The sequence below is a fragment of the Neobacillus vireti genome (assembly GCF_001026695.1).
Taxonomy (GTDB): domain Bacteria; phylum Bacillota; class Bacilli; order Bacillales; family Cytobacillaceae; genus Neobacillus; species Neobacillus vireti.
Genome location: NZ_LDNB01000002.1, coordinates 613,054 through 637,195 on the forward strand (window position 1 = coordinate 613,054; position 24,142 = coordinate 637,195).

The 24,142-nt window shown below is 39.3% G+C and carries 27 protein-coding genes and 1 tRNA gene; 22 read left to right on the forward strand and 6 right to left on the reverse strand.

Annotated elements, in window-relative coordinates:
* Window positions 1-186 precede the first annotated feature (186 nt).
* Window positions 187-1,134 carry a stage V sporulation protein K gene (gene spoVK, locus AA980_RS03305; protein ID WP_024028346.1) on the forward strand — a complete coding sequence of 316 codons (948 nt, stop codon included), beginning with the start codon at window positions 187-189 and terminating at the stop codon, window positions 1,132-1,134.
* Window positions 1,135-1,178: 44 nt separating this feature from the next.
* Here the strand turns inward: spoVK and AA980_RS03310 are convergent, their stop codons facing one another.
* Complete coding sequence (locus tag AA980_RS03310; RefSeq protein WP_024028347.1) at window positions 1,179-1,784, reverse strand: trimeric intracellular cation channel family protein; 606 nt, start codon at window positions 1,782-1,784, stop codon at window positions 1,179-1,181.
* A gap of 210 nt (window positions 1,785-1,994) precedes the next feature.
* Here AA980_RS03310 and hflX point away from each other — a divergent pair, with 210 nt between their 5' ends.
* The 4 genes from hflX to glnA all read left to right on the forward strand — a co-directional run bounded on the left by hflX (window position 1,995) and on the right by glnA (window position 6,457).
* The gene (hflX, locus tag AA980_RS03315) at window positions 1,995-3,254 is read left to right on the forward strand and encodes a GTPase HflX (protein WP_024028348.1); all 1,260 of its coding nucleotides are present in this window, start codon (window positions 1,995-1,997) and stop codon (window positions 3,252-3,254) included.
* Window positions 3,255-3,268: 14 nt separating this feature from the next.
* Entirely contained in the window at window positions 3,269-4,540 is a 1,272-nt protein-coding gene (locus tag AA980_RS03320; protein WP_024028349.1) for a methionine gamma-lyase family protein, read from the forward strand.
* Between the two features lie 173 nt (window positions 4,541-4,713).
* Window positions 4,714-5,088: a MerR family transcriptional regulator gene (locus AA980_RS03325; protein ID WP_193392248.1), complete on the forward strand. Its 375-nt coding sequence runs from the start codon at window positions 4,714-4,716 to the stop codon at window positions 5,086-5,088.
* A gap of 34 nt (window positions 5,089-5,122) precedes the next feature.
* Complete coding sequence (glnA, locus tag AA980_RS03330) at window positions 5,123-6,457, forward strand: type I glutamate--ammonia ligase (protein WP_024028351.1); 1,335 nt, start codon at window positions 5,123-5,125, stop codon at window positions 6,455-6,457.
* A 213-nt stretch (window positions 6,458-6,670) separates the two neighbouring features.
* On the opposite strand, the gene AA980_RS03335 is transcribed toward glnA, so the two are convergent.
* On the reverse strand, window positions 6,671-6,955 hold the full coding sequence (locus AA980_RS03335; protein ID WP_024029524.1) for a DUF4257 domain-containing protein: 285 nt from the start codon (window positions 6,953-6,955) through the stop codon (window positions 6,671-6,673).
* Window positions 6,956-7,145: 190 nt separating this feature from the next.
* Window positions 7,146-7,769 carry a transcriptional repressor LexA gene (gene lexA / locus AA980_RS03340; RefSeq protein ID WP_024029523.1) on the reverse strand — a complete coding sequence of 208 codons (624 nt, stop codon included), beginning with the start codon at window positions 7,767-7,769 and terminating at the stop codon, window positions 7,146-7,148.
* Between the two features lie 159 nt (window positions 7,770-7,928).
* Between lexA and yneA the strand changes: the two genes are divergently transcribed.
* The 8 genes from yneA to AA980_RS03380 all read left to right on the forward strand — a co-directional run bounded on the left by yneA (window position 7,929) and on the right by AA980_RS03380 (window position 16,110).
* Window positions 7,929-8,255 carry a cell division suppressor protein YneA gene (gene yneA / locus AA980_RS03345; protein WP_024029522.1) on the forward strand — a complete coding sequence of 109 codons (327 nt, stop codon included), beginning with the start codon at window positions 7,929-7,931 and terminating at the stop codon, window positions 8,253-8,255.
* 13 nt (window positions 8,256-8,268) lie between these two features.
* Window positions 8,269-8,916, forward strand: coding sequence for a YneB family resolvase-like protein (locus tag AA980_RS03350; protein WP_024029521.1), 648 nt, complete (start codon window positions 8,269-8,271; stop codon window positions 8,914-8,916).
* An 81-nt stretch (window positions 8,917-8,997) separates the two neighbouring features.
* Window positions 8,998-9,228, forward strand: coding sequence for a DUF896 domain-containing protein (locus AA980_RS03355; protein WP_024029520.1), 231 nt, complete (start codon window positions 8,998-9,000; stop codon window positions 9,226-9,228).
* Window positions 9,229-9,408: 180 nt separating this feature from the next.
* On the forward strand, window positions 9,409-11,415 hold the full coding sequence (gene tkt, locus AA980_RS03360) for a transketolase (RefSeq protein ID WP_024029519.1): 2,007 nt from the start codon (window positions 9,409-9,411) through the stop codon (window positions 11,413-11,415).
* Window positions 11,416-11,633: 218 nt separating this feature from the next.
* Window positions 11,634-12,077 carry a sporulation inhibitor of replication protein SirA gene (gene sirA, locus AA980_RS03365; protein WP_024029518.1) on the forward strand — a complete coding sequence of 148 codons (444 nt, stop codon included), beginning with the start codon at window positions 11,634-11,636 and terminating at the stop codon, window positions 12,075-12,077.
* A gap of 73 nt (window positions 12,078-12,150) precedes the next feature.
* Window positions 12,151-12,375 carry a YneF family protein gene (locus tag AA980_RS03370; RefSeq protein WP_024029517.1) on the forward strand — a complete coding sequence of 75 codons (225 nt, stop codon included), beginning with the start codon at window positions 12,151-12,153 and terminating at the stop codon, window positions 12,373-12,375.
* Window positions 12,376-12,560: 185 nt separating this feature from the next.
* Window positions 12,561-14,312 carry an ABC transporter transmembrane domain-containing protein gene (locus AA980_RS03375; RefSeq protein ID WP_024029516.1) on the forward strand — a complete coding sequence of 584 codons (1,752 nt, stop codon included), beginning with the start codon at window positions 12,561-12,563 and terminating at the stop codon, window positions 14,310-14,312.
* Window position 14,313: 1 nt separating this feature from the next.
* Window positions 14,314-16,110 (forward strand): ABC transporter ATP-binding protein, encoded by a 1,797-nt coding sequence (locus AA980_RS03380; protein WP_024029515.1) that lies wholly within the window; start codon window positions 14,314-14,316, stop codon window positions 16,108-16,110.
* A gap of 262 nt (window positions 16,111-16,372) precedes the next feature.
* On the opposite strand, the gene AA980_RS03385 is transcribed toward AA980_RS03380, so the two are convergent.
* Window positions 16,373-16,549, reverse strand: coding sequence for an aspartyl-phosphate phosphatase Spo0E family protein (locus AA980_RS03385; RefSeq protein ID WP_024029855.1), 177 nt, complete (start codon window positions 16,547-16,549; stop codon window positions 16,373-16,375).
* Window positions 16,550-16,822: 273 nt separating this feature from the next.
* Here AA980_RS03385 and AA980_RS03390 point away from each other — a divergent pair, with 273 nt between their 5' ends.
* Window positions 16,823-17,536: a cytochrome c biogenesis CcdA family protein gene (locus tag AA980_RS03390; RefSeq protein ID WP_024029856.1), complete on the forward strand. Its 714-nt coding sequence runs from the start codon at window positions 16,823-16,825 to the stop codon at window positions 17,534-17,536.
* Window positions 17,537-17,714: 178 nt separating this feature from the next.
* On the forward strand, window positions 17,715-18,194 hold the full coding sequence (locus AA980_RS03395) for a CcdC family protein (RefSeq protein WP_024029857.1): 480 nt from the start codon (window positions 17,715-17,717) through the stop codon (window positions 18,192-18,194).
* Between the two features lie 79 nt (window positions 18,195-18,273).
* Here the strand turns inward: AA980_RS03395 and AA980_RS03400 are convergent, their stop codons facing one another.
* Entirely contained in the window at window positions 18,274-18,702 is a 429-nt protein-coding gene (locus AA980_RS03400; RefSeq protein ID WP_024029858.1) for a DUF2621 domain-containing protein, read from the reverse strand.
* Window positions 18,703-19,012: 310 nt separating this feature from the next.
* On the opposite strand from AA980_RS03400, the gene AA980_RS26765 reads away from it, so the two are divergent.
* The 3 genes from AA980_RS26765 to AA980_RS03410 all read left to right on the forward strand — a co-directional run bounded on the left by AA980_RS26765 (window position 19,013) and on the right by AA980_RS03410 (window position 20,715).
* Window positions 19,013-19,109 (forward strand) — tRNA-Sec (locus AA980_RS26765).
* A gap of 145 nt (window positions 19,110-19,254) precedes the next feature.
* Window positions 19,255-20,226: a tyrosine-type recombinase/integrase gene (locus AA980_RS03405; protein WP_024029859.1), complete on the forward strand. Its 972-nt coding sequence runs from the start codon at window positions 19,255-19,257 to the stop codon at window positions 20,224-20,226.
* 120 nt (window positions 20,227-20,346) lie between these two features.
* Entirely contained in the window at window positions 20,347-20,715 is a 369-nt protein-coding gene (locus tag AA980_RS03410) for a hypothetical protein (protein WP_024029860.1), read from the forward strand.
* Window positions 20,716-20,945: 230 nt separating this feature from the next.
* On the opposite strand, the gene AA980_RS27110 is transcribed toward AA980_RS03410, so the two are convergent.
* Complete coding sequence (locus AA980_RS27110; RefSeq protein ID WP_156351206.1) at window positions 20,946-21,110, reverse strand: hypothetical protein; 165 nt, start codon at window positions 21,108-21,110, stop codon at window positions 20,946-20,948.
* Between the two features lie 141 nt (window positions 21,111-21,251).
* On the opposite strand from AA980_RS27110, the gene AA980_RS03415 reads away from it, so the two are divergent.
* The 4 genes from AA980_RS03415 (at window position 21,252) to AA980_RS03430 (ending at window position 24,110) form a co-directional block, all read left to right on the forward strand.
* Window positions 21,252-21,899, forward strand: coding sequence for a helix-turn-helix domain-containing protein (locus AA980_RS03415; protein ID WP_024029861.1), 648 nt, complete (start codon window positions 21,252-21,254; stop codon window positions 21,897-21,899).
* Between the two features lie 24 nt (window positions 21,900-21,923).
* Window positions 21,924-22,142 carry a hypothetical protein gene (locus tag AA980_RS03420; RefSeq protein ID WP_024029862.1) on the forward strand — a complete coding sequence of 73 codons (219 nt, stop codon included), beginning with the start codon at window positions 21,924-21,926 and terminating at the stop codon, window positions 22,140-22,142.
* Between the two features lie 122 nt (window positions 22,143-22,264).
* Entirely contained in the window at window positions 22,265-22,870 is a 606-nt protein-coding gene (locus AA980_RS03425) for a GIY-YIG nuclease family protein (protein ID WP_024029863.1), read from the forward strand.
* A 295-nt stretch (window positions 22,871-23,165) separates the two neighbouring features.
* Window positions 23,166-24,110, forward strand: coding sequence for a hypothetical protein (locus AA980_RS03430; protein WP_024029864.1), 945 nt, complete (start codon window positions 23,166-23,168; stop codon window positions 24,108-24,110).
* Window positions 24,111-24,142: the final 32 nt, after the last annotated feature.

The window sequence follows — 24,142 nt, forward strand, 5'->3', positions numbered from 1 at the left end:
CTTTTTTATTTTTCAAAAAAATGAAGGGAAAATCTTTTTAATGAATTTTATAAGTTGTGAATACACATAGAATGAAGGAATATGCTTTTCTATGTGCGATAATTTCAATATTAATCGGATAAATTTTCTTAGCAGTGCTTAGAACCTACCTTGCGGAAACTGGTTGCAGATTGAGAGGTGAAAGCTTTGGATCAACCATTTCGAATGAAAAATAACGGCCAAATAAGGGTCGTGCTCAATTCCCAAAAAAGAAAAACAGTCACAAAGGAATTGCCTGATTTTCAAGTTGTTCCAAAGGAGATCCCCCCTGAACACACAGCTCTTAAGGAAATTGAAGAGGAGCTCGGGGCTTTGGTTGGCATGGAAGAAATGAAACGCATGATAAAGGAAATTTATGCATGGATCTATGTGAACAAGAAACGGGAGGACATGGGGCTAAAGGCGAGAAAACAAGCCTTGCATATGATGTTTAAAGGAAATCCCGGCACAGGAAAAACAACGGTAGCAAGATTAATAGGTAAACTTTTTCACAAAATGAACGTTCTGACGAAGGGCCACTTAATTGAGGCAGAGCGTGCAGATCTTGTTGGTGAATATATCGGCCATACAGCACAAAAGACGAGGGATTTGATTAAGAAAGCCCAGGGCGGGATTCTATTTATCGATGAAGCTTATTCGTTAGGCCGTGGCGGAGAAAAGGATTTTGGCAAGGAGGCAATCGATACACTTGTCAAGCATATGGAAGATAAGCAGCATGAATTTATCCTTATTCTAGCTGGATATTCCCAAGAAATGGATTACTTTCTTACCTTAAACCCCGGACTTCATTCGCGCTTTCCCTTAGTGGTTGATTTCCCAGATTATAACATTGATCAGTTGATGGATATTGCTGGAAGAATGTTGTTGGAGAGAGAGTATACCTTAAGTCATGAAGCTGAAAAAAAATTAAGGGATCATTTAATTTGGGTGAAGGCGGTGTTAAATCCAAATACTTTTTCAAACGGCAGATATGTCCGTAATGTCATTGAGAAATCCGTTCGCGCCCAAGCGATGCGGCTGCTAATGCTCAATAGCTATGACAGGCATGAATTGATGACGTTAAGAAGCAATGACCTTGTGTTTGATGAAGATTAGGTAATATGAAAATCGGCGGATCTAAATGCAATCCGCCGATTTTTTTAATGCGTTCCAAGTCCCCGTGTTGGCAGCTTCCAATCGAAGGTATAGGAAAGCACACGCAAACTGGTAACGAGTATAAAAAGTGTATATAACTCCCATGGATTCGTCGCTATTTTAAGCCCGATGATAACGCCGGCGAGAATCGCCCAAACCCCGTAAATTTCTGATCTTAGGACTATCGGTTTTCTTCCTGCTAATAAATCACGGATGATTCCGCCGCCGCTTCCCGTTAGCACGGCTGCAACAATGACAGCGCTAAGCGGATGGTTCATGTTCGCGGCATACATCGCGCCTTGGATAGCAAAGGCAGCTAAGCCGATTGCGTCGAACAAGTTCCCCCATTTTTGCCAGTGCTTTAACAGATTCTTTGGAAATAAAAACACGGCTGTAATCGATAATAATGCGATTTGAAAAAATAATCCCTGCTCCCAGATAGCCGAAACAGGCACACCAATTAGCAGGTTTCGGAAGGCTCCACCGCCAAAAGCGGTGACAATCCCTAAAATATAAACCCCAAAAATATCATATTCTTCTTCCATGGCCACGATTGCGCCACTGACAGCAAAGGCAATCGTGCCAATCATACTTAAAACTTCCCATGTCATCTTTTATCCGATTTCTCCTTGTTCCCCTTTTTTTATGAAAAACACTATGTTAATAGTAATATCCGTTTGATAACAAACATTAAAATTTTATCACGATGTAGAAAAATTACAACAATTATTTTTACAAGGTAATGATAAGGGAAAATTAGAGAATGCTTGCGTTTTTTGTTATGATGTTTGGTAGAGCTTTTTAGGGAAGGAAGGGTGCTTGTGGAACAAAAAGAAACGAAAGAGAAAGCCATCCTTGTTGGTTGTCAAACGAGCGGGGATGATGACTTACGTTTTCACTATTCGATGGAAGAGTTAGAGGCATTAACGGAAACGGCTCAAGGTGAGGTGTTGGTCTCTGTTGTTCAAAAACGGGAGCGCCGCCATCCGGCAACATATATCGGTAAAGGTAAAGTGGAAGAATTAAATACGCTGGTTGAGGAACTTGAAGCGGATATTGTCATCTTTAATGACGAACTTTCTCCAAGTCAAAAGAGAAATCTAGCTTCCGAGGTGAATGCCAGGATTATTGACCGAACACAACTCATTTTAGATATCTTTGCCCAAAGGGCCCGATCCAAAGAAGGTAAACTGCAAGTCGAGCTTGCACAGCTGCAATACATACTTCCGCGCCTGGCCGGCCAGGGGGTCGCCTTATCCCGTCTTGGTGCTGGGATTGGAACGAGAGGACCGGGGGAAACGAAATTAGAATCGGACCGCCGTCACATCCGCCGCAGAATCGATGATATTAAAACCCAGCTTTCGGTCATCGTTCAGCACCGGGATCGATACAGGGAAAGAAGAAAGAAAAATAAAGCCTTCCAGGTCGCGATTGTTGGCTACACGAATGCCGGAAAATCAACTCTGTTTAATCGACTATCCGAGGCGGATTCATATGAGGAAAATCAATTATTTGCAACGCTTGATCCAATGACGCGAAAATTGATTTTACCAAGCGGGTTTTTATCATTAATAACGGATACTGTTGGGTTTATTCAAGACCTGCCGACAACGTTAATTGCCGCTTTCCGCTCGACACTTGAGGAGGTCAAGGAGGCGGATCTGCTGCTTCATGTTGTCGATATGTCGAATCCGGATTATTTCCATCATGAAAAAACCGTTAACAAGCTTCTTGAAGACCTGGATATTAAAGAGATTCCACAGTTAACAGTGTATAATAAAAAGGATATCCAGCATCCGGATTTCGTCCCAACAGCAGGTACGCCTACAGCTTTTATCAGTGCATTTAATCAGGAGGACCGCCAAGCCTTAAAAGAGAAAATGGAGAAGCTTGTGATGGAAATGATGGACCCTTATGATGTACAGGTTCCGTCGACTGAAGGCAAGCTGCTTTCTCAATTAAAAAATGAAACGATTTTAAGAGAGCTGTCCTTTGATGAAGAGGCACAAGTATATCGCTGCAAAGGGTACACTCTTCAGGACCATCAAATAACTGGGCAATTACTGCAATTTAAAAAATAGATAGGAGCAACAAGATGTTTCAACAATTAAAAAATGGGGAAAAGCTTCGGCCGATTGTTAAAGAAGTCGAACAACAAATCGCTGAAGTACATAACGAAATAGATGAAAGAATCGAAACGAATCAATTCCGAGTTTTACAAAGTTTTCAGAACAAGCGGGTGAGTGATTCCCACTTTATCCCGTCAACAGGCTATGGATATGATGATATTGGCCGGGATACACTGGAATTAATCTATGCCGATGTCTTTGGCGGCGAAGCAGGCCTTGTCCGGCCGCAGATTATCTCCGGTACACATGCGATTTCAATTGCCTTATTTGGTGTTCTCCGTCCGGGTGATGAACTCCTATATATAACCGGAAAACCGTATGATACGTTGGAAGAAATCGTCGGTATCCGCGGAAATGGGGTTGGCTCATTAAAGGAATTCGGAATTTCCTATGATAGCGTGTCGCTGACTAGTGAAGGCGGTATTGATTGGGAGACCGTTGCTAAGAAAATCAAACCAAATACGAAAATGATTGGCATTCAGCGCTCTAAAGGCTATGCCACGAGGCCGTCATTCACCGTTGCGGAAATCGGCGAAATGATCAGGTTTGTGAAGGAAATCAAGCAGGATGTAGTCGTATTTGTTGATAACTGTTACGGCGAATTTGTTGAGGAATTGGAGCCTTGTCATGTCGGAGCGGATTTAATGGCAGGTTCCCTTATTAAAAACCCTGGCGGCGGAATTGTGAAGACAGGTGGATACATTGTTGGTAAGAAACAATGGGTCGAGGCTTGTTCCTACCGAATGACCTCACCGGGCATTGGGGCAGAGGCGGGCGCATCGCTTTATAGTCTGCAAGAAATGTATCAAGGGTTCTTTCTTGCGCCCCATGTTGTCGGACAAGCGTTAAAAGGCGCGGTATTTACAGCGGCGTTGTTGGAGAAATTAGGCATGAATTCATCGCCGAAATGGAATGCCGTGCGGACGGATTTAATTCAAGCCGTTCAGTTCGATGACCCTGAAAAAATGATTGCCTTTTGCCAGGCGATCCAATTTGCCTCGCCAATAAATTCCTACGTAACACCGCACGCAAGCTATATGCCGGGGTATGAGGATGATGTCATCATGGCGGCCGGCACCTTTATTCAAGGCGCAAGCATTGAACTCACAGCGGACGGTCCAATCCGACCGCCATATGTTGCCTATGTTCAAGGTGGTTTAACCTATGCACATGTAAAAATGGCAGTTTGTCTGGCGCTTGATCATTTGCTTGAAAAAGGTTTAGTTGAATTGAATTAGGGAAAAATACGTCAAGGACAGCTTCTGAGAAGTTGTCCTATTTCAATGATAAAAAAACCATGTTAGATTTCCTAACATGAGATTGACAACATACCTAACAGCAAATATAATAGCAATATGATTTATTAAGAAGGAGGAGAACGTTGGTGAGTGGAAAGGAAATTCGCCGTTCCATGCCCCTGTTTCCCATCGGAACTGTCATGCAGCTAACAGATTTAACAGCAAGACAAATCCGCTATTATGAAGAACACCAATTGATTTCTCCAGCAAGAACCGAGGGAAACCGGCGTCTATTTAGTTTAATTGATATTGATAGACTTTTAGAGATTAAAGATTTAATTGATCAAGGTGTCAACATGGCAGGCATTAAACAGCTGTTCTTGGTCAAGGAGCAATTATCAACCGTGACAGAGAAGCAAACAGAAAAAGCGAAGCCTGATTTAACAAATGAGCAGCTTAGAAAATTGCTGAAGAGCGAATTATTACATTCGGGTAGATTGAACCGTTCTTCATTACGGCAGGGCGATATATCACGCTTTTTTCACTAAAGAAAAGGCTGTAACTAACATTGGAGGTTTTATTGTGGCAAAGTATTCAAAAGAAGATATTAAGAGGTTAGCTTCAGAGGAAAATGTGAAATTTATTCGCCTGCAATTTACGGATATTCTTGGAACCATTAAAAACGTAGAAATTCCAATCAGCCAATTAGAAAAGGCGCTTGATAACAAAATGATGTTCGACGGATCTTCGATTGAGGGGTTTGTTCGAATTGAAGAGTCTGACATGTATTTATTTCCAGATTTAGACACATGGGTTGTGTTTCCATGGACAGCGGAAAAAGGAAAAGTCGCCCGCTTAATTTGCGATATTCACAATTCCGACCGCACTCCATTTGGCGGCGATCCACGGAATAACTTAAAACGTGTGTTAAAAGAAATGCAGGAGTTTGGCTTTACCGATTTTAATCTTGGACCTGAGCCAGAATTCTTCTTGTTCAAATTGGATGATAAAGGGCAGCCAACATTAGAATTAAACGATCATGGCGGATATTTCGATCTTGCACCGCATGATCTTGGTGAAAACTGCCGCCGTGATATTGTCCTTGAATTGGAGGAAATGGGCTTTGAAATCGAGGCTTCCCACCATGAGGTCGCACCAGGACAGCACGAAATTGACTTTAAATATGCAGATGCCTTAACAGCATGTGACCAAATCCAAACATTTAAGCTTGTTGTAAAAACAATCGCCCGTAAACATGGCCTACACGCGACGTTTATGCCAAAACCATTATTCGGTGTGAATGGATCCGGGATGCATATGAACCTCTCATTATTTAAAAATGGTGAGAATGCCTTTTTTGATCCGACTGGCGATCTTCAATTGAGTGATACAGCACGCCACTTCATTGCAGGTATTTTAAAACACGCTCCGAGCTTTACAGCGGTCACCAATCCTACTGTTAACTCGTATAAGCGTCTTGTACCTGGCTATGAGGCACCATGCTATGTCGCATGGTCCGCACAAAATCGTTCTCCATTAGTCCGTATTCCGGCATCACGCGGATTAAGTACACGTGTAGAAGTGCGAAGTGTCGACCCAGCAGCAAACCCATACCTTGCCATGGCGGTGCTTTTAAAAGCAGGATTAGAAGGAATTAAAAATAAACTAACTCCGCCAGCCCCTGTTGACCGTAATATTTATGTGATGAGCAAAGAGGAAAGAATCGAAGAGGGTATCAACGATCTTCCAGCAACATTGGCGCAGGCATTAGATATGTTAAAAGCCGATGAAGCCATTGTATCTGGTTTAGGCGAGCATATCTTCGAACACTTCGTAGAAGCAAAAGAAATTGAATGGGATATGTTCCGCACAGTAGTACACCAATGGGAACGCGATCAATATATGAGCATGTATTAAAAACAGGCTGTGTTAAAGAACATTATTGATTTTGAGTATAATGTTGATTGGAGTGGAAGGCGCGAGACTCCTGCGGGAGCAGCGGGACAGGTGAGACCCCGCAGGCGCTTNCCGCGGAAAGCGCCTGGAACGGAAATCAACATTCACTATTAACACAGCCTAAAAATAAACAAACCCTTAGCACAATGCTAAGGGTTAATTTTTTTCATGTCCTTATTTATCGCTGTCTTGTTTTAATAGTTTAAACCTATTTAGGACGGCATCACCACCTATTCCGGCAATGATTGAAAAAATGATTATCTCTACAAGTGAATTAGGAGCTGCATACAATACAAGGAGGAGAGCCGCAACTGCGCCTAGAAGCAATTCTTCTAGAAAACCGAGATAAATGAACCTTTTTGTTTTCCGTGGCATAATGATTTTGCCGTACTTTCGAACATGTCCAATAATCCCAACCGACCCACCAATCACAAACGAGAGAATAATGTCCGTTAACACCGTTCCTCACACTCCTTAAGCCGTTTATTTTTGGACCTAAGGTAAATCATGGTGTAGTTCAATTATATTAAAAATTAACAATATCAGCATGGGTAAATATACTGAATTTTCAATATACCGAACGGAGAAACAATATTTATAAAGTTTTTTCCCAATAAAAAAGAGCTGGCGCTTCGCCAGCTCTTTAGTATTAATGGATATGGCGATAAACCCCAATGACTTTTCCAAGGATGGAAACATTCCTTAAAATAATCGGGTCCATCGTAGAATTTTCTGGCTGCAGGCGGATATAATCCTTTTCTTTAAAAAATCTTTTACATGTAGCCTCATCTTCTTCGGTCATCGCAACAACTATATCACCGTTATTCGCTGTTTGCTGCTGTTTAACAATTACATAGTCACCGTCAAGGATTCCAGCCTCAATCATGCTCTCGCCCATGATTTCCAGCATAAAGACTTGTTCATCAGCAGGTGCCAAGCTTTCTGGCAGCGGGAAGTACTCTTCAACGTTTTCGATGGCTGTAATCGGCAAACCGGCGGTAACTTTCCCAACTACTGGAACGTTTACTACTTTGTTTCTTGGAATATGCGCTGCTTCATCCACTTCTAATATTTCGATTGCTCTTGGTTTCGTAGGATCCCGTCTAATGAGTCCTTTAGTCTCCAGCCTTGCTAAATGACCGTGAACAGTAGAGCTGGAAGCTAGTCCAACTGCTTCGCCAATTTCTCTTACGGAAGGAGGATAGCCTTTACTCTTCACTTCCGACTTGATGAAATCCAGAATATCCTGTTGACGCTTTGATATTTTTCCCATGATAAATTGCACCTCGCCTGGTTATTGTTGACTTTATTATAGCATGTTCGCCAATTTTATACAAACATAAGTTCGAATTAATTGTTGACAACAAACGAATGTTCGGATTATAATAAAATCAATGAAAAGGGAACATATATTCTTATAAGAGGTGTAATCATGAGAAAAATCTTGAACCAATATTCGTATGCCATTACTCTTATTATTTTAAGCTGTTCATTCGCTATCGTTCTATCGATTCAAAATCATACCAATGACAAGGAAAATTATCTCAAGGTTAAAATTTCTGAAGGGGATTCACTTTGGGAAATCTCGAAGCAATATTCCGAGCAGCACACTTTATCGAACGAAGAGTTCGTATCCTGGGTTATAAGTCATAATGAAAATATCGACGATCACATTTTTCCTGGGGAAGAAATCACCATTCCAGTAAATAAAATCACATCTTCATCTACAACAGAATTAGCCGGCGCTTTCGGAGACTAGAAAGGAATTATAAATGAAAGCAATTATATATTGTCGTGTAAGTACAAATAAAGAAACACAAGAATCATCCTTAAACCGTCAGGAAGAGGAACTAATCCAGCTTGCCAAACAATATCAATTTGAAGTTGAGGCAATCATTAAGGAAAAGGCAAGCGGCTATGACTTTGAAAGAGAAGGCATCCTTGAAGTATTAGATCGAATAAAGGATAAACAGGTCCAAGCCCTGTTAATTCAAGATGAAACAAGGCTTGGCAGGGGAAACGCTAAGATTGCGCTTTTGCATTGTATAATGAAAGAAGGAACAAAACTTTACTGTATTTCTCATAATGGCGAATTACAGCTTTCAGAGTCGGATTCGATGGTATTGAAAATTGTCAGCATGGTGGAGGAATATCAGCGGAAGCTGCATAATGTGAAAATTAAACGTGGAATGAAACGGGCTGTTCAGCAAGGATATAAGCCGGAAGAAAATTTAAAAAATCTCGGAAGCGCTTCTGGCAGAGAAAAAATCGAAGTTCCGATTGAAGAAATTATCCGCCTTAGAAAAAATGGCTTAACGTTTGCTGAAATTGCGGCAACCTTTAGAGGATTTGGTCATAACATTTCAAAAGCAACTGTACACAGGAGATACCAAGAATACCTTGCCTCTCAAGAAGAATAATGCTTATGCCTTGTCAGGAAGCCTCTTTTTTAGTAAAATCGTATGACATTACAGATTCTTTACCGAAAGGAAGGTTCTTGAATGCTATCGAAAGAAAAAATGGCTAGAATCAATGAACTGGCAAGAAAAGCAAAAGCGACTGGCTTGACGGAGACAGAAGCAAAAGAGCAATCTCAATTAAGAAGCGAGTATTTGGCAACATTCCGCTCAAGTATGCTTGATACATTAACAAATACAAAGTTCATCGATCCAGAAGGAAACGACGTAACACCAGAAAAAATAAAAATGAGGAAAAAAAATACACTTCATTAGCCTGCGAGGAATACACATTTGTATTCCTTTTCTACATATATCAGCAGCTTCTGTGTCAAAATATTAAACAAAATGACTTTTGCTCTGCATATTTCAGACCAATCAGTTGAATTATAGCCTGCATCAATATAATATTAATGATGTGTTTAGTAATCCTGTGATTAAGAAAGGATGTATTTCATGTTTAATACTATTGATGAATTATCAGTTACCTCCATTCGGACGCTTGCCATTGATGCAATTGAGAAAGCAAACTCAGGGCATCCTGGTATGCCGATGGGTGCTGCACCAATGACCTATACATTATGGACCCGCTTTATGAACCAAAACCCAAAGAATCCTCATTGGTTTAATCGTGATCGCTTTGTGTTATCAGCTGGTCATGGTTCTGCATTGTTATACAGCATGCTCCACTTATCCGGCTACAATCTTAGCATGGATGATTTAAAGCAATTCCGTCAATGGGGAAGTAAAACGCCTGGACATCCTGAGTACGGCCACACAGAAGGGGTAGAGGCAACAACAGGCCCGCTTGGCCAGGGGATTGCGATGGCAGTCGGTATGGCTATAGCAGAACGCCATGTAGCAAGCGTATATAATAAAGATAATTTTGAACTTGTGAACCATTTTACATATTCTATTTGTGGCGATGGCGACCTAATGGAAGGTGTATCTGCGGAAGCTGCATCACTTGCCGGACACTTGAAATTAGGACGGTTAGTTGTTCTCTATGATTCCAATGATATTTCCCTTGATGGTGACTTAGATAAATCCTTCTCTGAGAGTGTTAAAGGCCGCTTTGAGGCATATGGCTGGCAATATCTTCGCGTAGAAGACGGAAATAATCTTGAAGAAATCGCGAAAGCCATTGAAGAAGCTAGAAATGATCTCGACCGTCCGACAATGATTGAAGTAAGAACAGTAATCGGTTATGGTTCCCCGAACCGGGCTGGAACTTCAGGTGTACATGGAGCGCCACTTGGTGCAGATGAGTTAAAGCTGACAAAAGAAGCGTATAAATGGACATTCGAAGAAGATTTCCATGTACCACAGGAAGTTTACGACAATTTCCAAAAACTCATTGTTGAAAATGGCGAGAAGAAGGAAAGAGAATGGAATGACCTTTTCGCACAGTATAAAAAAGAGTTTCCTGAACTAGCTGCACAGCTGGAGCAAGCATTGAAAAATGAACTCCCTGAAGGCTGGGATAAAGATATTCCAGTTTACAGTGAAGGAAAAAGCCTTGCAAGCCGTGCCTCTTCTGGTGAAGTGTTAAATAGTATTGCGAAAAACCTGCCTACATTTATCGGTGGTTCTGCGGACCTTGCTGGTTCAAATAAAACAATGATTAAAGGTTCAAAAGACTTTATGCCTGGTTCTTATGAAGGCCGGAATTTCTGGTTTGGTGTCCGTGAATTTGCTATGGGTGCTGCGATGAATGGTATTGCCTTACATGGTGGAATGAAAGTATTCGGCGGAACGTTCTTTGTCTTCTCTGACTACGTTCGTCCTGCGATTCGTCTTGCTGCCTTAATGGGATTACCAGTAACGTACGTATTTACCCATGATAGTATTGCGGTTGGTGAAGATGGACCAACACACGAACCAATCGAACAGCTTGCTGCACTGCGCGCGATGCCTGGATTATCGATTATTCGTCCTGCAGATGGTAACGAAACTGCGGCTGCTTGGAAGCTTGCGGTAGAGTCAACGAACAAGCCAACAGCGCTCGTATTGACACGTCAAGATTTACCAACATTAAAAGGAACGGATGCAAATGCATATGAGGGAGTTTCAAAAGGTGCCTATGTCGTTTCTCCTTCAGAACGCAATACCCCTGATGCGTTGCTGTTGGCGACGGGTTCAGAGGTTAGCCTTGCCGTTGAAGCCCAAAAAGCACTGGCTGGTGAGGGTGTTCACGTTTCGGTAGTCAGCATGCCTTCATGGGACCGCTTCGAACAGCAATCTCAAGAATACAAAGATTCTGTGCTTCCGAAGAATGTGAAAAAACGTCTTGGAATTGAAGTCGGTGCATCATTCGGCTGGCACAAATACACCGGCGATGAAGGCGATGTCTTAGCAATTGACAAATTCGGCGCATCTGCACCGGGAGAAAAGATTATGGAAGAATACGGCTTTACCGTAAATAACGTCGTTGCACGTGTGAAGGCGTTATTGAATAAATAAGAATGTGTAATGCAAATGAGAACGGAAAAATTCCGTTCTCATTTTTTGTATTTTAAAAAAAATAAAGGAATCTTCAATAATTCTACCGAATTCATAGTACAACCGTTTAGATATGTTGTATTCGACAAAATTAGTGAAAGTTTTTGCCGCCGTAAGACAAATGTTTCGCTTGCTATTTTTTATAATAGAAAAAAGGGGAATCAACGAAGGGGAGAACTATGGTGAGAAAATATCAGCTTTATTTAATAGAAGATGAATTTGCTGCCCATTACTTCGGAAGAGAGCGATTGTTCTTTCAGCTTTTTATGGAACATCAAAATGCAGACGGTGAGCTAAAATTTATTACAAAAAAACAAATTTCTTATATAACTAAAAGGGTTGAGGCCTTGAAAATCCATCAGCTAATTCAAAAACAGCTAAGTAGAATAAAAGGATTTAGAGCTGAGCAAGGTGCATACTCGATAGAACTAAGCGGAAAACTAAGTACGGCCAAATTAGAAGTATTTCAAGAATTGATAACAGTCGAGGCTGGAGGCAGCTATGAAGCTGAAACGGCTTTTTTTGAAGTGCTGCGAAAATGCGAGTCTTCCTTCCTGGCTTTAGACCTCGATCACCAGCGCTATGGCTGGTTAAAGCCGATTAAAGAAAGAAAATTAATCTAATTGAAAGCAGATATTGTCTAATCCACAAATTTTTAGTACACTGTATGGTAGACAACATGAAGGAGGAAGTTTAATGGGTACAACAGGAATTGCGATTCTAGTTGGTGTACTAGCATTAGTTGCTGGTGTAGCGCTAGGATTTTTCATTGCTCGCAAATATATGATGAGCTACTTAAAGAAAAATCCGCCAATCAATGAACAAATGTTAAAAATGATGATGATGCAAATGGGTATGAAGCCTTCACAAAAGAAGATCAACCAAATGATGTCAGCAATGAACAAACAGCAATCTAAATAAACTAGACAAGCACTCACATATGAATGGGTGCTTTTTTGGTGCCTAAAAACCATGGTTTCGAAATCTTTATTATTTTAGAAATATTTGATAAAATAAAACCGCAACTGGTTGGATGAGGATGGAGGTAGTGATTTTAAAGAAAGAAATGAAACAGTTGGATTTTTAAGTGTTTTGGGGGAGGTTTCATGAAAGTTTTTTTAGAATTAGGCTGGTTTTTTAAGCAGGAGAAAAAAGCATACATATCAGGGGTTTTCCTTTTGCTGCTCGTGGCAATGCTTCAGTTAGTACCGCCAAAGGTGATTGGCATTATTGCTGACCATATTCATGAGGGGACGATTACAAAAGCGATGCTGGTAGAATGGGTTATCGTTCTTATTGGTGTCGCGATTGCCATGTATGTCCTAAGATATTATTGGAGAATTATGATCTTTGGTTCGTCGGTTAAACTGAGTAAAATATTAAGAAATCGCTTATATCAACATTTTACCAATATGTCACCAGCATTTTATCAGAAAAGCCGTGTGGGCGATCTGATGGCACATGCGACCAATGACCTGTCAGCCATCCAGCAAACTGCAGGGGCAGGGGTCTTGACACTCGTTGACTCCCTTTCAACGGGCGGGTTTGTTATCATTGCAATGGCCTTTACAATCAGCTGGAAATTGACGTTAATCTGCTTAATTCCGATGCCGTTTATGGCGATGCTGACGAGCTGGTTTGGATCGATGCTGCATAAAAGCTTTTACAAGGCCCAAGAAGCGTTCTCGTCATTAAATGATAAGACACAAGAAAGTATAACCGGGATAAAGGTCATCAAAACGTTTGGACAGGAACAGGAAGATATTGAAGATTTTCGGAAACAATCAGAAGACGTCGTTCAGAAAAATATTGTCGTCGCGAAAATCGACTCTCTCTATGACCCTACCATTTCCATCATCGTCGGGATTTCCTTTTTCTTATCGATCGCTTTTGGCGCCAAGTTTGTCCTTAATGGTGACTTATCGATTGGTGAATTAATCTCGTTTACAACCTATTTAGGATTATTAATATGGCCAATGCTAGCGTTTGGCTGGTTGTTTAACATCGTTGAACGAGGCCGCGCTTCCTACGACCGAGTTGCCGCTCTTCTTAGGGAAAAGGTCGAAATCACGGATCACGAAAAGGCGCTTGATACAGTGCCGTATGGAGATATTCAGTATCAAATCGCTGAATTTACTTACCCAGGCGATGCACAGCCGCTCTTGAAAGATATTTCCGTTTCCCTACATGCGGGAGAAACATTAGGAATTGTAGGTAAGACAGGTTCAGGCAAAACAACACTGTTAAAGCTGCTTATTCGTGAATTTGAAGGCTATCAAGGTGAAATCCGTTTTGGCGGGCAAAAACTTCAGGACTATAAGCTCGAAAAATTACGGGAAGCAATTGGCTATGTCCCACAAGACCATTTCTTATTTTCCGCTTCGGTTGCTGAAAACATTGCCTTTACAGATCCAACAGCAACAATCGAGGAGATCGAACGGGCAGCAAAACTAGCCAATATCCATGACGATATCCTCCAATTTACAGATGGGTATCAAACGATTGTCGGTGAGCGAGGAGTGTCGTTGTCAGGCGGGCAAAAGCAAAGAATTTCGATTGCACGTGCACTCCTAATGAATCCGGAAGTCCTCGTACTCGACGATTCCTTATCAGCAGTAGATGCGAAAACGGAGGAAGCCATCCTTTCATCCTTAAGGCAAAATCGCGAGGGGAAAACAACCATCATTACCTCGCACCGTTTAAGTGCAATCCAACATGCCAGTCTCATTATCGTCCTCGAGAATGGGCAGGTTATCGAAAGAGGCACACATGAGGACCTGATGGAATTGGACGGATGGTATAAGGAAATGTATTTACACCAGCAGCTAGAAGAACTTGTTGAGCATGGGGGGCATTAAGATGGAAGAGAAATTGCAGCTGTCAGAACGTGAACAAAGAAAGATATTGTTCCGTCTCCTTTCTTATACAAAAACACATAAGAAAATGATCAGCATTGCCTTCGTTCTGCTGCTCTTAACAACAATAGGAGATATCGTCCTGCCGTATTTAGTCAAAATCTTTATCGATAATTATTTGACACCAGGGAAGCTTGAATTTCAGCCATTATTGATTCTCGGCTCGATTTACATGGGGATTCAAATTGTAAAGGCTGTCTTGATGTTTTTTCAATTTGTGAAATTTCAGGAGATTGCTCTATACATTATCCAGCAGCTCCGGATCGATGTGTTTTCAAAAGTCCAGTCACTTGGTTTGAAATATTTTGATAAAACCCCTGCGGGAAGCATCGTTTCCCGGGTGACGAATGATACGGAAGCGATTAAAGATATGTTTGTCACCGTCATTGCCACCTTTATTCAAAGTGGCTTTCTGTTGACTGGTATTTTTATTGCAATGTTTATTTTGAATATAAAACTGGCACTGTTTTGCGTCATAATTATTCCAATCCTATTGTTTGTAATGAACTTATATCGAAAATTAAGCTCGCGGTTTTACCTTGATATGCGTGAGAGATTGAGCCAATTGAATGCTAAGCTAGCGGAGTCGCTTTCGGGAATGGCAATTATTCAAGTTTTTCGTCAGGAAAAACGCCTGCGTCATGAATTTGGCGACATTAACGAGCAGCACTACAAGGCAGGAATGAAAAATATTAAAATTGATGGTCTTTTGCTAAGACCGGCGATTGATTTGATTTATATTTTTGCCCTTATCATTGTCTTAAGCTATTTCGGGATTACATCCTTTCAACACAGTGTGGAAATTGGGGTCATCTACGCGTTTATCAATTATTTAGACCGTTTCTTTGAGCCGGTAAACCAGATGATGATGAGGCTTTCCTTATACCAGCAGGCAATCGTTGCCGGCTCCCGCGTGTTTCGATTGTTAGATGAAGAAGAGCTGGCTCCGGCTCAAAAGGACGAGAAGACGATTGCCATTCAACAAGGAAAGATTGAGTTCAAGGATTTAAGTTTTTCCTACGATGGCAAACGGGATGTTTTGAAAAATATATCCTTTACCGCTAATCCCGGTGAAACGGTAGCACTGGTCGGTCACACAGGCAGTGGAAAGAGCTCCATCATTAATCTAATGATGCGTTTTTACGAGTTTGAACGCGGGGAAATTTTGATTGACGGGGAATCGATTCGAAACTTTACTAAGCCTGAACTAAGAGAGAAGATGGGGCTAGTGCTGCAGGATCCATTTTTGTTCTACGGGACAGTAAAGGATAATATTCGCCTTCATAATGAAAGTTTGACAGATGAACAGGTGAAGGAAGCAGCAAAATTCGTTCAAGCACATACGTTTATCGACAGGCTTGAGGATGGCTTTGACCACAAGGTGGTCGAGCGGGGCGCAACTTTCTCAAGCGGACAGCGGCAGTTAATTGCCTTTGCCAGGACGATTGCCGCTAACCCGAAAATATTAGTGCTCGATGAGGCGACAGCCAATATTGATACGGAAACAGAAGAGGCCATCCAAACGGCGCTGGCAAAAATGCGCAAAGGGCGAACAACAATCGCAATTGCCCACCGTTTATCAACCATCCAAGACGCTGATTTAATCCTCGTATTGCATCAAGGGGAAATTGTTGAACGGGGAACGCATCAAGAGCTGCTCGCGCTTGGTGGGCTCTATCATAAAATGTTCCTACTGCAAAACGGAGCGGTCGAACGTTTCGAAGATGTAGTGAATGGATAAGAAAAGCGGAAGCGCCCGTTTAGCGGCGTATGGACTGGAGCGCTTCGACTGAGATAAAGGAAACACGGTGAACGTTAGTGAACCGATGTTGACTTATCGTAGGGAGAAGAGCGAAGTCCACTAGCCGCTGGGCGCTGGAGCTGGACAATTCTCAAATTTCAATGATATAAATTCTGATATAATTGAAAAGCCTGGCATTATGCCAGGCTTTTCATATCCTATTAATCTAGTTTGGAGCATAAACTTTCAATAAGTTTGCCGTTTAACAGGCGGAGGATGGAACTTTTTTGATATATTTTCGATTATATTCATTTAAAAGATGATCAAGTTCCTGGCTATAGCGAATTGCAACGGAGGAAGTCAAGCCGTTGGTTATAGCGACTTGAACTAATTCAGCTCGTTTTTGCTCGATTAATGCAACTAAATCCTGTTTGATCACGGCAGATGTCCTTTCCGGAGTAACTCCCGATTTTTGGTATATAAGAGAATAAAAGACTACCAAAATGGCGCTGTTTTACTAGTATAACCTATATTGTAAATTACTTCAAAGACATTTGTAGGAAAATATCCATTAAATATAATTGTCACTTTTAAATTGCATAAGGAATTTGAAATGTTCTCCTGGAGACACAAAATGTTCATGTTAATCATTATCTTTTGCTCAAAAGTTTTGTTAGAATGTAGAGGTATCGACTATAGTGGGAGTGTTAATATGTCTGATGTAAATATATTTCTAGCATTAGGGGCAGGATTTATGAGCTTTATCTCTCCATGCTGTCTACCCCTTTATCCAGCATTTCTATCGTACATAACCGGAATGTCTGTCGGCGAACTAAAAAGCGAAAATGCCATGCTACAAAAACGCAGTCTGTTCCATACACTGTTTTTTCTCTTAGGTTTTTCAGTCATCTTTATAGTGATTGGCTTCGGAACTTCCTTTTTTATCGGCCGTTTTTTCGTAGAATATAAAGATTTAATTCGTCAGCTTGGCGGAATTTTCATCGTATTCTTTGGACTCATCATTGTGGGAATTTTAAATCCGCAATTTATGATGAAAGAAAGGCGGTTTGAATTTAAGAACCGTCCATCAGGTTATCTTGGCTCTGTCCTTATTGGGATGGCCTTTGCAGCTGGCTGGACACCTTGTACGGGTCCAATCTTGACAATCGTAATCTCGCTTGCGGCTTCGAACCCGGGCTCAGGTGTATTATACATGACGGCCTATTCCTTAGGATTCGCGATTCCCTTTTTAATCTTATCGTTCTTTATCGGGCGCATGAAATGGATCCGGACATACAGCGGAGTTATTATGAAAGTGGGCGGCTACCTGATGATTATCATGGGGATTGTCCTGTTTTTTGACTGGATGACAAAAATCATTTCGATCTTCTCGGCAATATTTGGCGATTTTAATTCACCGCTTTAAATAAAGCGATAAAATCTTAACCATTTCGGATGCTCTAACACGGTCTTTCCTTTTTTTGTATTCGCTACCTCTGCTCATTCAATAGTGGGAACAGAAATACAATCAAAAATTTTTAACAACATCGATGATTTGAGCTATAATGAGTTAGAAAATAATTAGATAAGGGAAGAATGGACCAATGAACTACGTTGTTATTTCTTCAATCGGAGCAGTTTTGATGGGCACTTTTGCGATGTTTGTCCGCATGAAAGCTGCAAATAAACCCGCAAGTGTAAAAAAAATTATCTTGCCTCCTGTTTTTATGTCCAGTGGTGCACTTATGTATATCGTACCAGAATTTAGATTAAATTCGATGGAAATTATAGAGGCTGTAGTGGTGGGCATGCTTTTTTCAATCTTGCTTGTTAAAACCTCTAAATTTGAGATTCGTGACAAAGAAATTTATTTAAAACGGTCAAAAGCATTTATATTTATTTTAGTAGGTTTGTTAGTTGTCCGCCTTGTTGCAAAAACCATCTTAAGCAGTGAGATTGAATTTGGACAGCTTAGCGGCATGTTCTTCTTGCTTGCTTTCAGTATGATTGTTCCGTGGCGTGTGGCGATGTACCGGTCGTATATGAAGCTTTATAAAGAACTGCATGGGATTAAAATGATGTAACTTACGGACACTGATTCTTCTGAGTCAGTGTTTTTATTTTTGTGAAAAAAATTAAAAAACCGTCCGGATTTTGGACGGTTTAGAATAAATGCTCGTATGGCGCGACATCAATTCGATTTTCAAACAGCTTTTTACGCAGAAATTTATGATCCCTTTTAGGCGTTGCTTGGATATAGCCTCGAATCACAAGCTCTTCCGTAATTTGCGGAGCCTTTTCACTTAAGGCAAGCTCGCCAATTTTCCCCGCAATTTTATGCCGGGCAACATCACGGAACAATTCAGGAACAGGGCTGACCAAATCCTCAAGCAAAGCCTTCTCGGCGGCACCCCATAAGTGATGCGATTCCTTCACATAATGCTCTTCCCAATCCATCACCGACTTGCCGTCTTCTTTCGGCATTTTCTTCAAAAACTTTCGGAACATAAAAAATCCGCCAATGGCGAAAGAACCAACTAAAAAAACAACCCAAAATAAGATAAACCACAAAAACCAACCATGTAGCTGCATATTATTCACCTTCAAAATACTATTTTTCATCCTATTATAGTCTGATTTCAGGGAAAATGACAAGCAAACGTCACAATTTGAAACAAGAGCATCGATTAGCTAGAATCATATCCATTGATATTGGCTGGAATAATCAAGCAATAGGGGAGGGGAAAGGTTGTCGAAAAAGTGACAAAACCGCCAACTCTATTGATTAATACTATATTCCATTGTATTATGAGTACAAATGATAGGTAAGCGAGACTGGTTAGACCTTTGATGAAAAGGCTGTATAACAATAGTCTAACCACATTAATAATTTAACATTCCTGGGGCTGAATGGGGTACTGGTGTCCTCCACAGTCTTCAAAACTGCTTGAGACCTGCGTGCCAGGTCTGGTGGGTTCGATTCCCACGCAGTCCCGCCATGACAACACTTTCAACGTTTATGATAATATTTTTCCCCCACAGTCTAAACGGTGTAATTTGACTAGACTGTTGTAGACTGTTTAGTGAAACTGTGGAGGAGATTTACTCTTAGTCACCTATATAAATTCGTAGGGGGCTATTTTTATGCAAAAAACTGTTCGTAAGTATAAACGTGGAGAAAGTACCGGAAGAAATACTAAGAAGATTTTAGATGCTTTAACGCTAGATGAAATGTTTGATAAATTTATGACCTTTAAGAAAACGGAAGCATTAGCACCTAGAACTATTCGAGAGTATTATATACACTTTGATTATCTAAAAGAATTCCTTGGTAATGATCTGACCAATGAAATCGTAACATTAGAGGACTTTCGTGGTTATATTGGCTATATGCTTCATGATAAAGAATTATCACCGATGACAGTTAATATTAGAATTAGGACAATGAGGGCATTTATTCGATTCTGCTATACCGAGGGCTATATTGGAACACCTATCCATGAGAATTTCAAACCAGTTAAGGCTCCTGAAGATACATTGGAATCATTTACACCAATGGAAATAAAGAAGTTGCTTACTGTTATAGACGAGACAATGTACACAGGATTTCGTGATAAAGTGATTGTATTTGTATTACTTGATACAATGGTAAGAATTTCTGAATTAGTGGCAATGAAGCGTTGCAATGTTGATTTAAAAAATGGAGTTATTAAACTTGAAGCTATGGGTACGAAAACAAGAAAAGCAAGGGAAGTACCAATTTCAACTAAAACCTCCAAGTTACTAAAAGAGTATCTACAAGAGACTGAAGATTTTGGTGATGAACATTTATTTTTAACTTATGACGGACACCTAATGAATCATGCAACAGTTAGAATCAACCTAAGGGATTATGGTAGGAAAGCTGAAATCAATAACAAGCGTGTGTCACCTCACACATTCAGGCATACAGGTGCATTATTTTATATAATGAATGGTGGAGACCCATTTAGTTTACAAAAGATTTTAGGGCATAGTGATATGAGTATGACACGTAAATATATTCAAATGACTGATACTGATGTTAGAAGGCAGCATAATTCTTTTTCACCTATTAATAGCATATTTGGTAAATGAAAATAGAACAGACCGTTCCACTTAAGGGACGGTTTTCATTTGGACACAGAAACGTTAAAATTTTACATATATTTTAATGATATACTATCCTCGTATCTAGCATATGTTAGGGGGAAAAATATGTTTCAAACTATTAATGGTGTACAAATTAGGGAACACGATGAAACTAAAGCAATACCTAACCTTACAGAAAAACGCTTCGAGATTGAGTACCTGGACAATGTTTATTTAAACAAGGTAGTATGTATAGACATAATTAATATACCTGTTAAAGGACATCAGTGGAAATATGGTATTAAACGTTTAAAAGATTATGGTCGAATGTGGATGTATGTAATCAAACATAATGATTTTGCCGAAAATAGGAAAAAATATGGTGAAGTTTGCAATCTAATTCATGATAAAATAGGTGTGTATCTTCAAAAGGAATATGGATTAAATCCAGTAGGTAGCTTTATAATTGATAGTATGGATAAGGTTTATAAATAAAATAATAAGATCATATTTCCGTTCCGAGGGTTGGGACGGTTTTTTGTTTTGGTCAAATAAATTATCTGAATTGTTTATCTGATTGCATAGGGTACTGCATACCAAACCTTACATCACCCTTTGCACACGAAAAAGGAGAATTTAAAAAAGATTATCTTTAAAAAAGAATGAAAATAAATATAGAAAAATAAATTCTCAATTAGAATAAAAAAAAGGATGATTGAAGTTTATTAACCACCCTTTGGTAATTCACCTAATTCAATTAATTTTTCTGTCATAAAAGCAATCTGATTCGATACCGTCCTCTTGTTTTTTATTGCCTCAATCTTAATTATTTCTGCCAATTTATCCTCAATTGTAATAATTATTCTAGTTTTGCCTTCTTTTACAGCCATAATATTAAAACCTCCAGTGTACAGTTTGTGTTCCTTGTAATAAGTATACCAAAAATATTTAAAATTAATATAGAAAAAAGTGTACACTTTTGTATTTGTGTTATATAATTACTTGTGTAATTAAGAAACGAGGTGAACACCATGACTGTCCTTACATCCACTGAAATTATCTTCGAACACGGTAACAAGCATATGATGGAAAAACTTCGTGCCTTTGGGTATCAAGGGAAAGCTGTAATTAAGTACATCATCTCCAAGTTACGTAAATACCACGGTTCATTCTTCGAATCAAACTCTACCATTGCAGAGGCTGTCGGGTGTTCGGTTCGCACTGTCCAGAATACGGTCAAGAAGGCAGAGCAATTAAATATCTTTGTGGTATCACCTAGGAAAGAACTTGATGAGTTAACTGGGAAAATCCGTCAAACTACAAATCTTATTCAACTATTAGCTTATGCTCCTTTAAAAAAGGTCAAAACGGTTATAGTTGAGGCGGTAAGAGAGGTCAAAAATAAGGCTCAAATCGTTGAGGAGAAGGTTCAAAATACGATTACAAGAAAAGAAAAAAGGAGTTATAAACAAGCACAAAATGACAATCAAAAACCTGCTCAAAACAATTATCAAAATTGGGGTAAAAAAGCACCTATAAGACGAGAAATCCTACCTGATTGGTTTAAGGATTCAATAGAATATTGTGGAAATCAAACTGTACAAGATGAGCGAACTTTTGAAGAGAAAAAGCAAAACCTTGAGGCTATGTTTGCAAAGTTGGGGATCAAATGGAAATAGACATTATTTTAAACGGAGGCAAGAATGAAAAAATTAAAAATTTACAAAGACAAGGACGAATTTGTAATTGAAAGAGTGAACCAGTTCAACCATTCCACAAAACGCTTTTTTATTAGCGAGCAGGGGCTTATAGAGGGTTTGGAAGTTTATACTCTAAAAGATATAAGTCAATATGAAATACAAGCATCACATGAAGTATGGGCAATGGTTATTAATTCTTTGGTGAAGATGTGGAGTACATAAACGATTCACTAATTCATTTATATAGGTGGCTCGGTATTTCGTTTTCCTCTAAGCTATTTCCATTTTAGTAATCTTTTTTTGTCATTAATACCTCTGTAAAAATTTTATAGGAGATGTACAATATGGAAAATATACTTTTACCAAACTTAGCATTCAAACTTTATAAAAAGGAATTAGCACCAAAGAAGCCATCCGTTTATATGTTCCATAACGCTCAAACCGTTATCATATATGTGGGGATGGCAAACAACCTTAAACAAAGACTAAATGCTCATTTTAGTAAATCTCAAGGCTCTAACACGAAGGATTTTATGGATGAAGTTGCATTCATATCATACTATGACAACGAAGATGTAGAAATTATTAAATACCTTGAGAAGGTTTATATCCAGATCCATAACGACACAATTTATAACAAAATGTTAAACCCCAACAAAGATGGTATTAATCTTCAACCTATTCCTATTCAAAAGATGAGTCCCTTTGATAGGTTTCTAGATTCATTAACCTTGGAAGATGTTTTACACAAAAGACCACCAGTAATCTTTGAAAAATTTCTAGTGTTTATCAAAACTGACTATACCGTTTCATTTGACTACATGGTTGATGGTACTCAATTTAAAAGGCCTTTGAGAAAGGAGATAATGAATCGATTCAACTTATGTATAAAAGACAAATGGATTGATGGCAAAACTAAAAAGGTATATTGCAACGCTCTCAAAAGATGATCTGATTAAAATGAGGTCATCTTTTTTACCCCACGAAAAACTTTTTTATTAGTTAGCTAACAGGGTCTTACAAAGGGATTGGATTAATTCTCATATAGATTTGAGTCAATATGAAATACAAGCATATCTCCTGAATTATGGGCAATGGTTATTAACAGGATGTATATATGTAATAAAAAATAGTACATATTAAACATATTAGTTTTGTAATTGTCTATGTAATTTTAGCTATATTAGTAATATAATCATGGTATTATGATAAAATTTTACAAATAAAGCACATAGGAGTTATGCCATGAAACGAGAAGAAAAGCTAATATCATTTCCATACCATAAAAGGCAATTTATTTATATAGTCGATGGATACAAAGATTTAAAATCAAAAAAAGATGGGGATTTTCTTGAAAATTCTGCAGATGTTGTATTTGATTCGCTGAAAGAAACCTTTCATGATACATATAATCCTTGGAGAATAGTAGATAATGTTAAACGAAAAAAATGGGCGAAGTTACCACTTCCGGGTTATGTAAATCTTGTAACAAATGTAATTGAAAGTATCCAGGAAAAAACAAATAGGAAAGACTTCACAATAGATAAAGTTTGGGAAAATGAAGAGATTAAACCCATCATATTAGATGATAATACCAAATTAAGATTCCAAGTTGGTCATCCGTTGGGAAACATAGTTTATGTTGCACACCCAGTAGAGAAAGGAACTTATTTTCCACTTGCTAATTTTCATAGGCTTACATTTGAACATAAATGGGCGGAAGCTACGAACCTTTTACTTCACTTAGGAGCTACTGAAATTAAAGTTATACATAAAACGGGATGGAAAAAATACTTCGCTGCCAATATGAATGTTGATATCCCTTTAGATGGTGTACCTTTTAATTCTGGAGCTAATTACCAATCCAAAGAAAACTCAACTAGTGACATTATTGGTGAATTTCATCTTCCAGAAAATAATATTGTACCAGGGTTACCAGACGATTTAGTGTGGTTTCATCATGAAGAAACATGGAAGGAGATAGCTCGTGGTCGATTAAAGTTTAATTTAAAAAACTTTTCCATACAACTAGATTATAAAGAAGACTTTAATGTGAATGCTGATTTTAAAGCAAAAGCACTGGAATATGGTTTGGGGATAGGTGGGAATTTTGAAAAACATGAATCAACAAGTTGGGTATTACAAGGCAAGTTTAATTCTATCCCACCTAACAACACCTACTCAATTTGACCATTAAATAGGAACTTTTAAAAATCAGAATT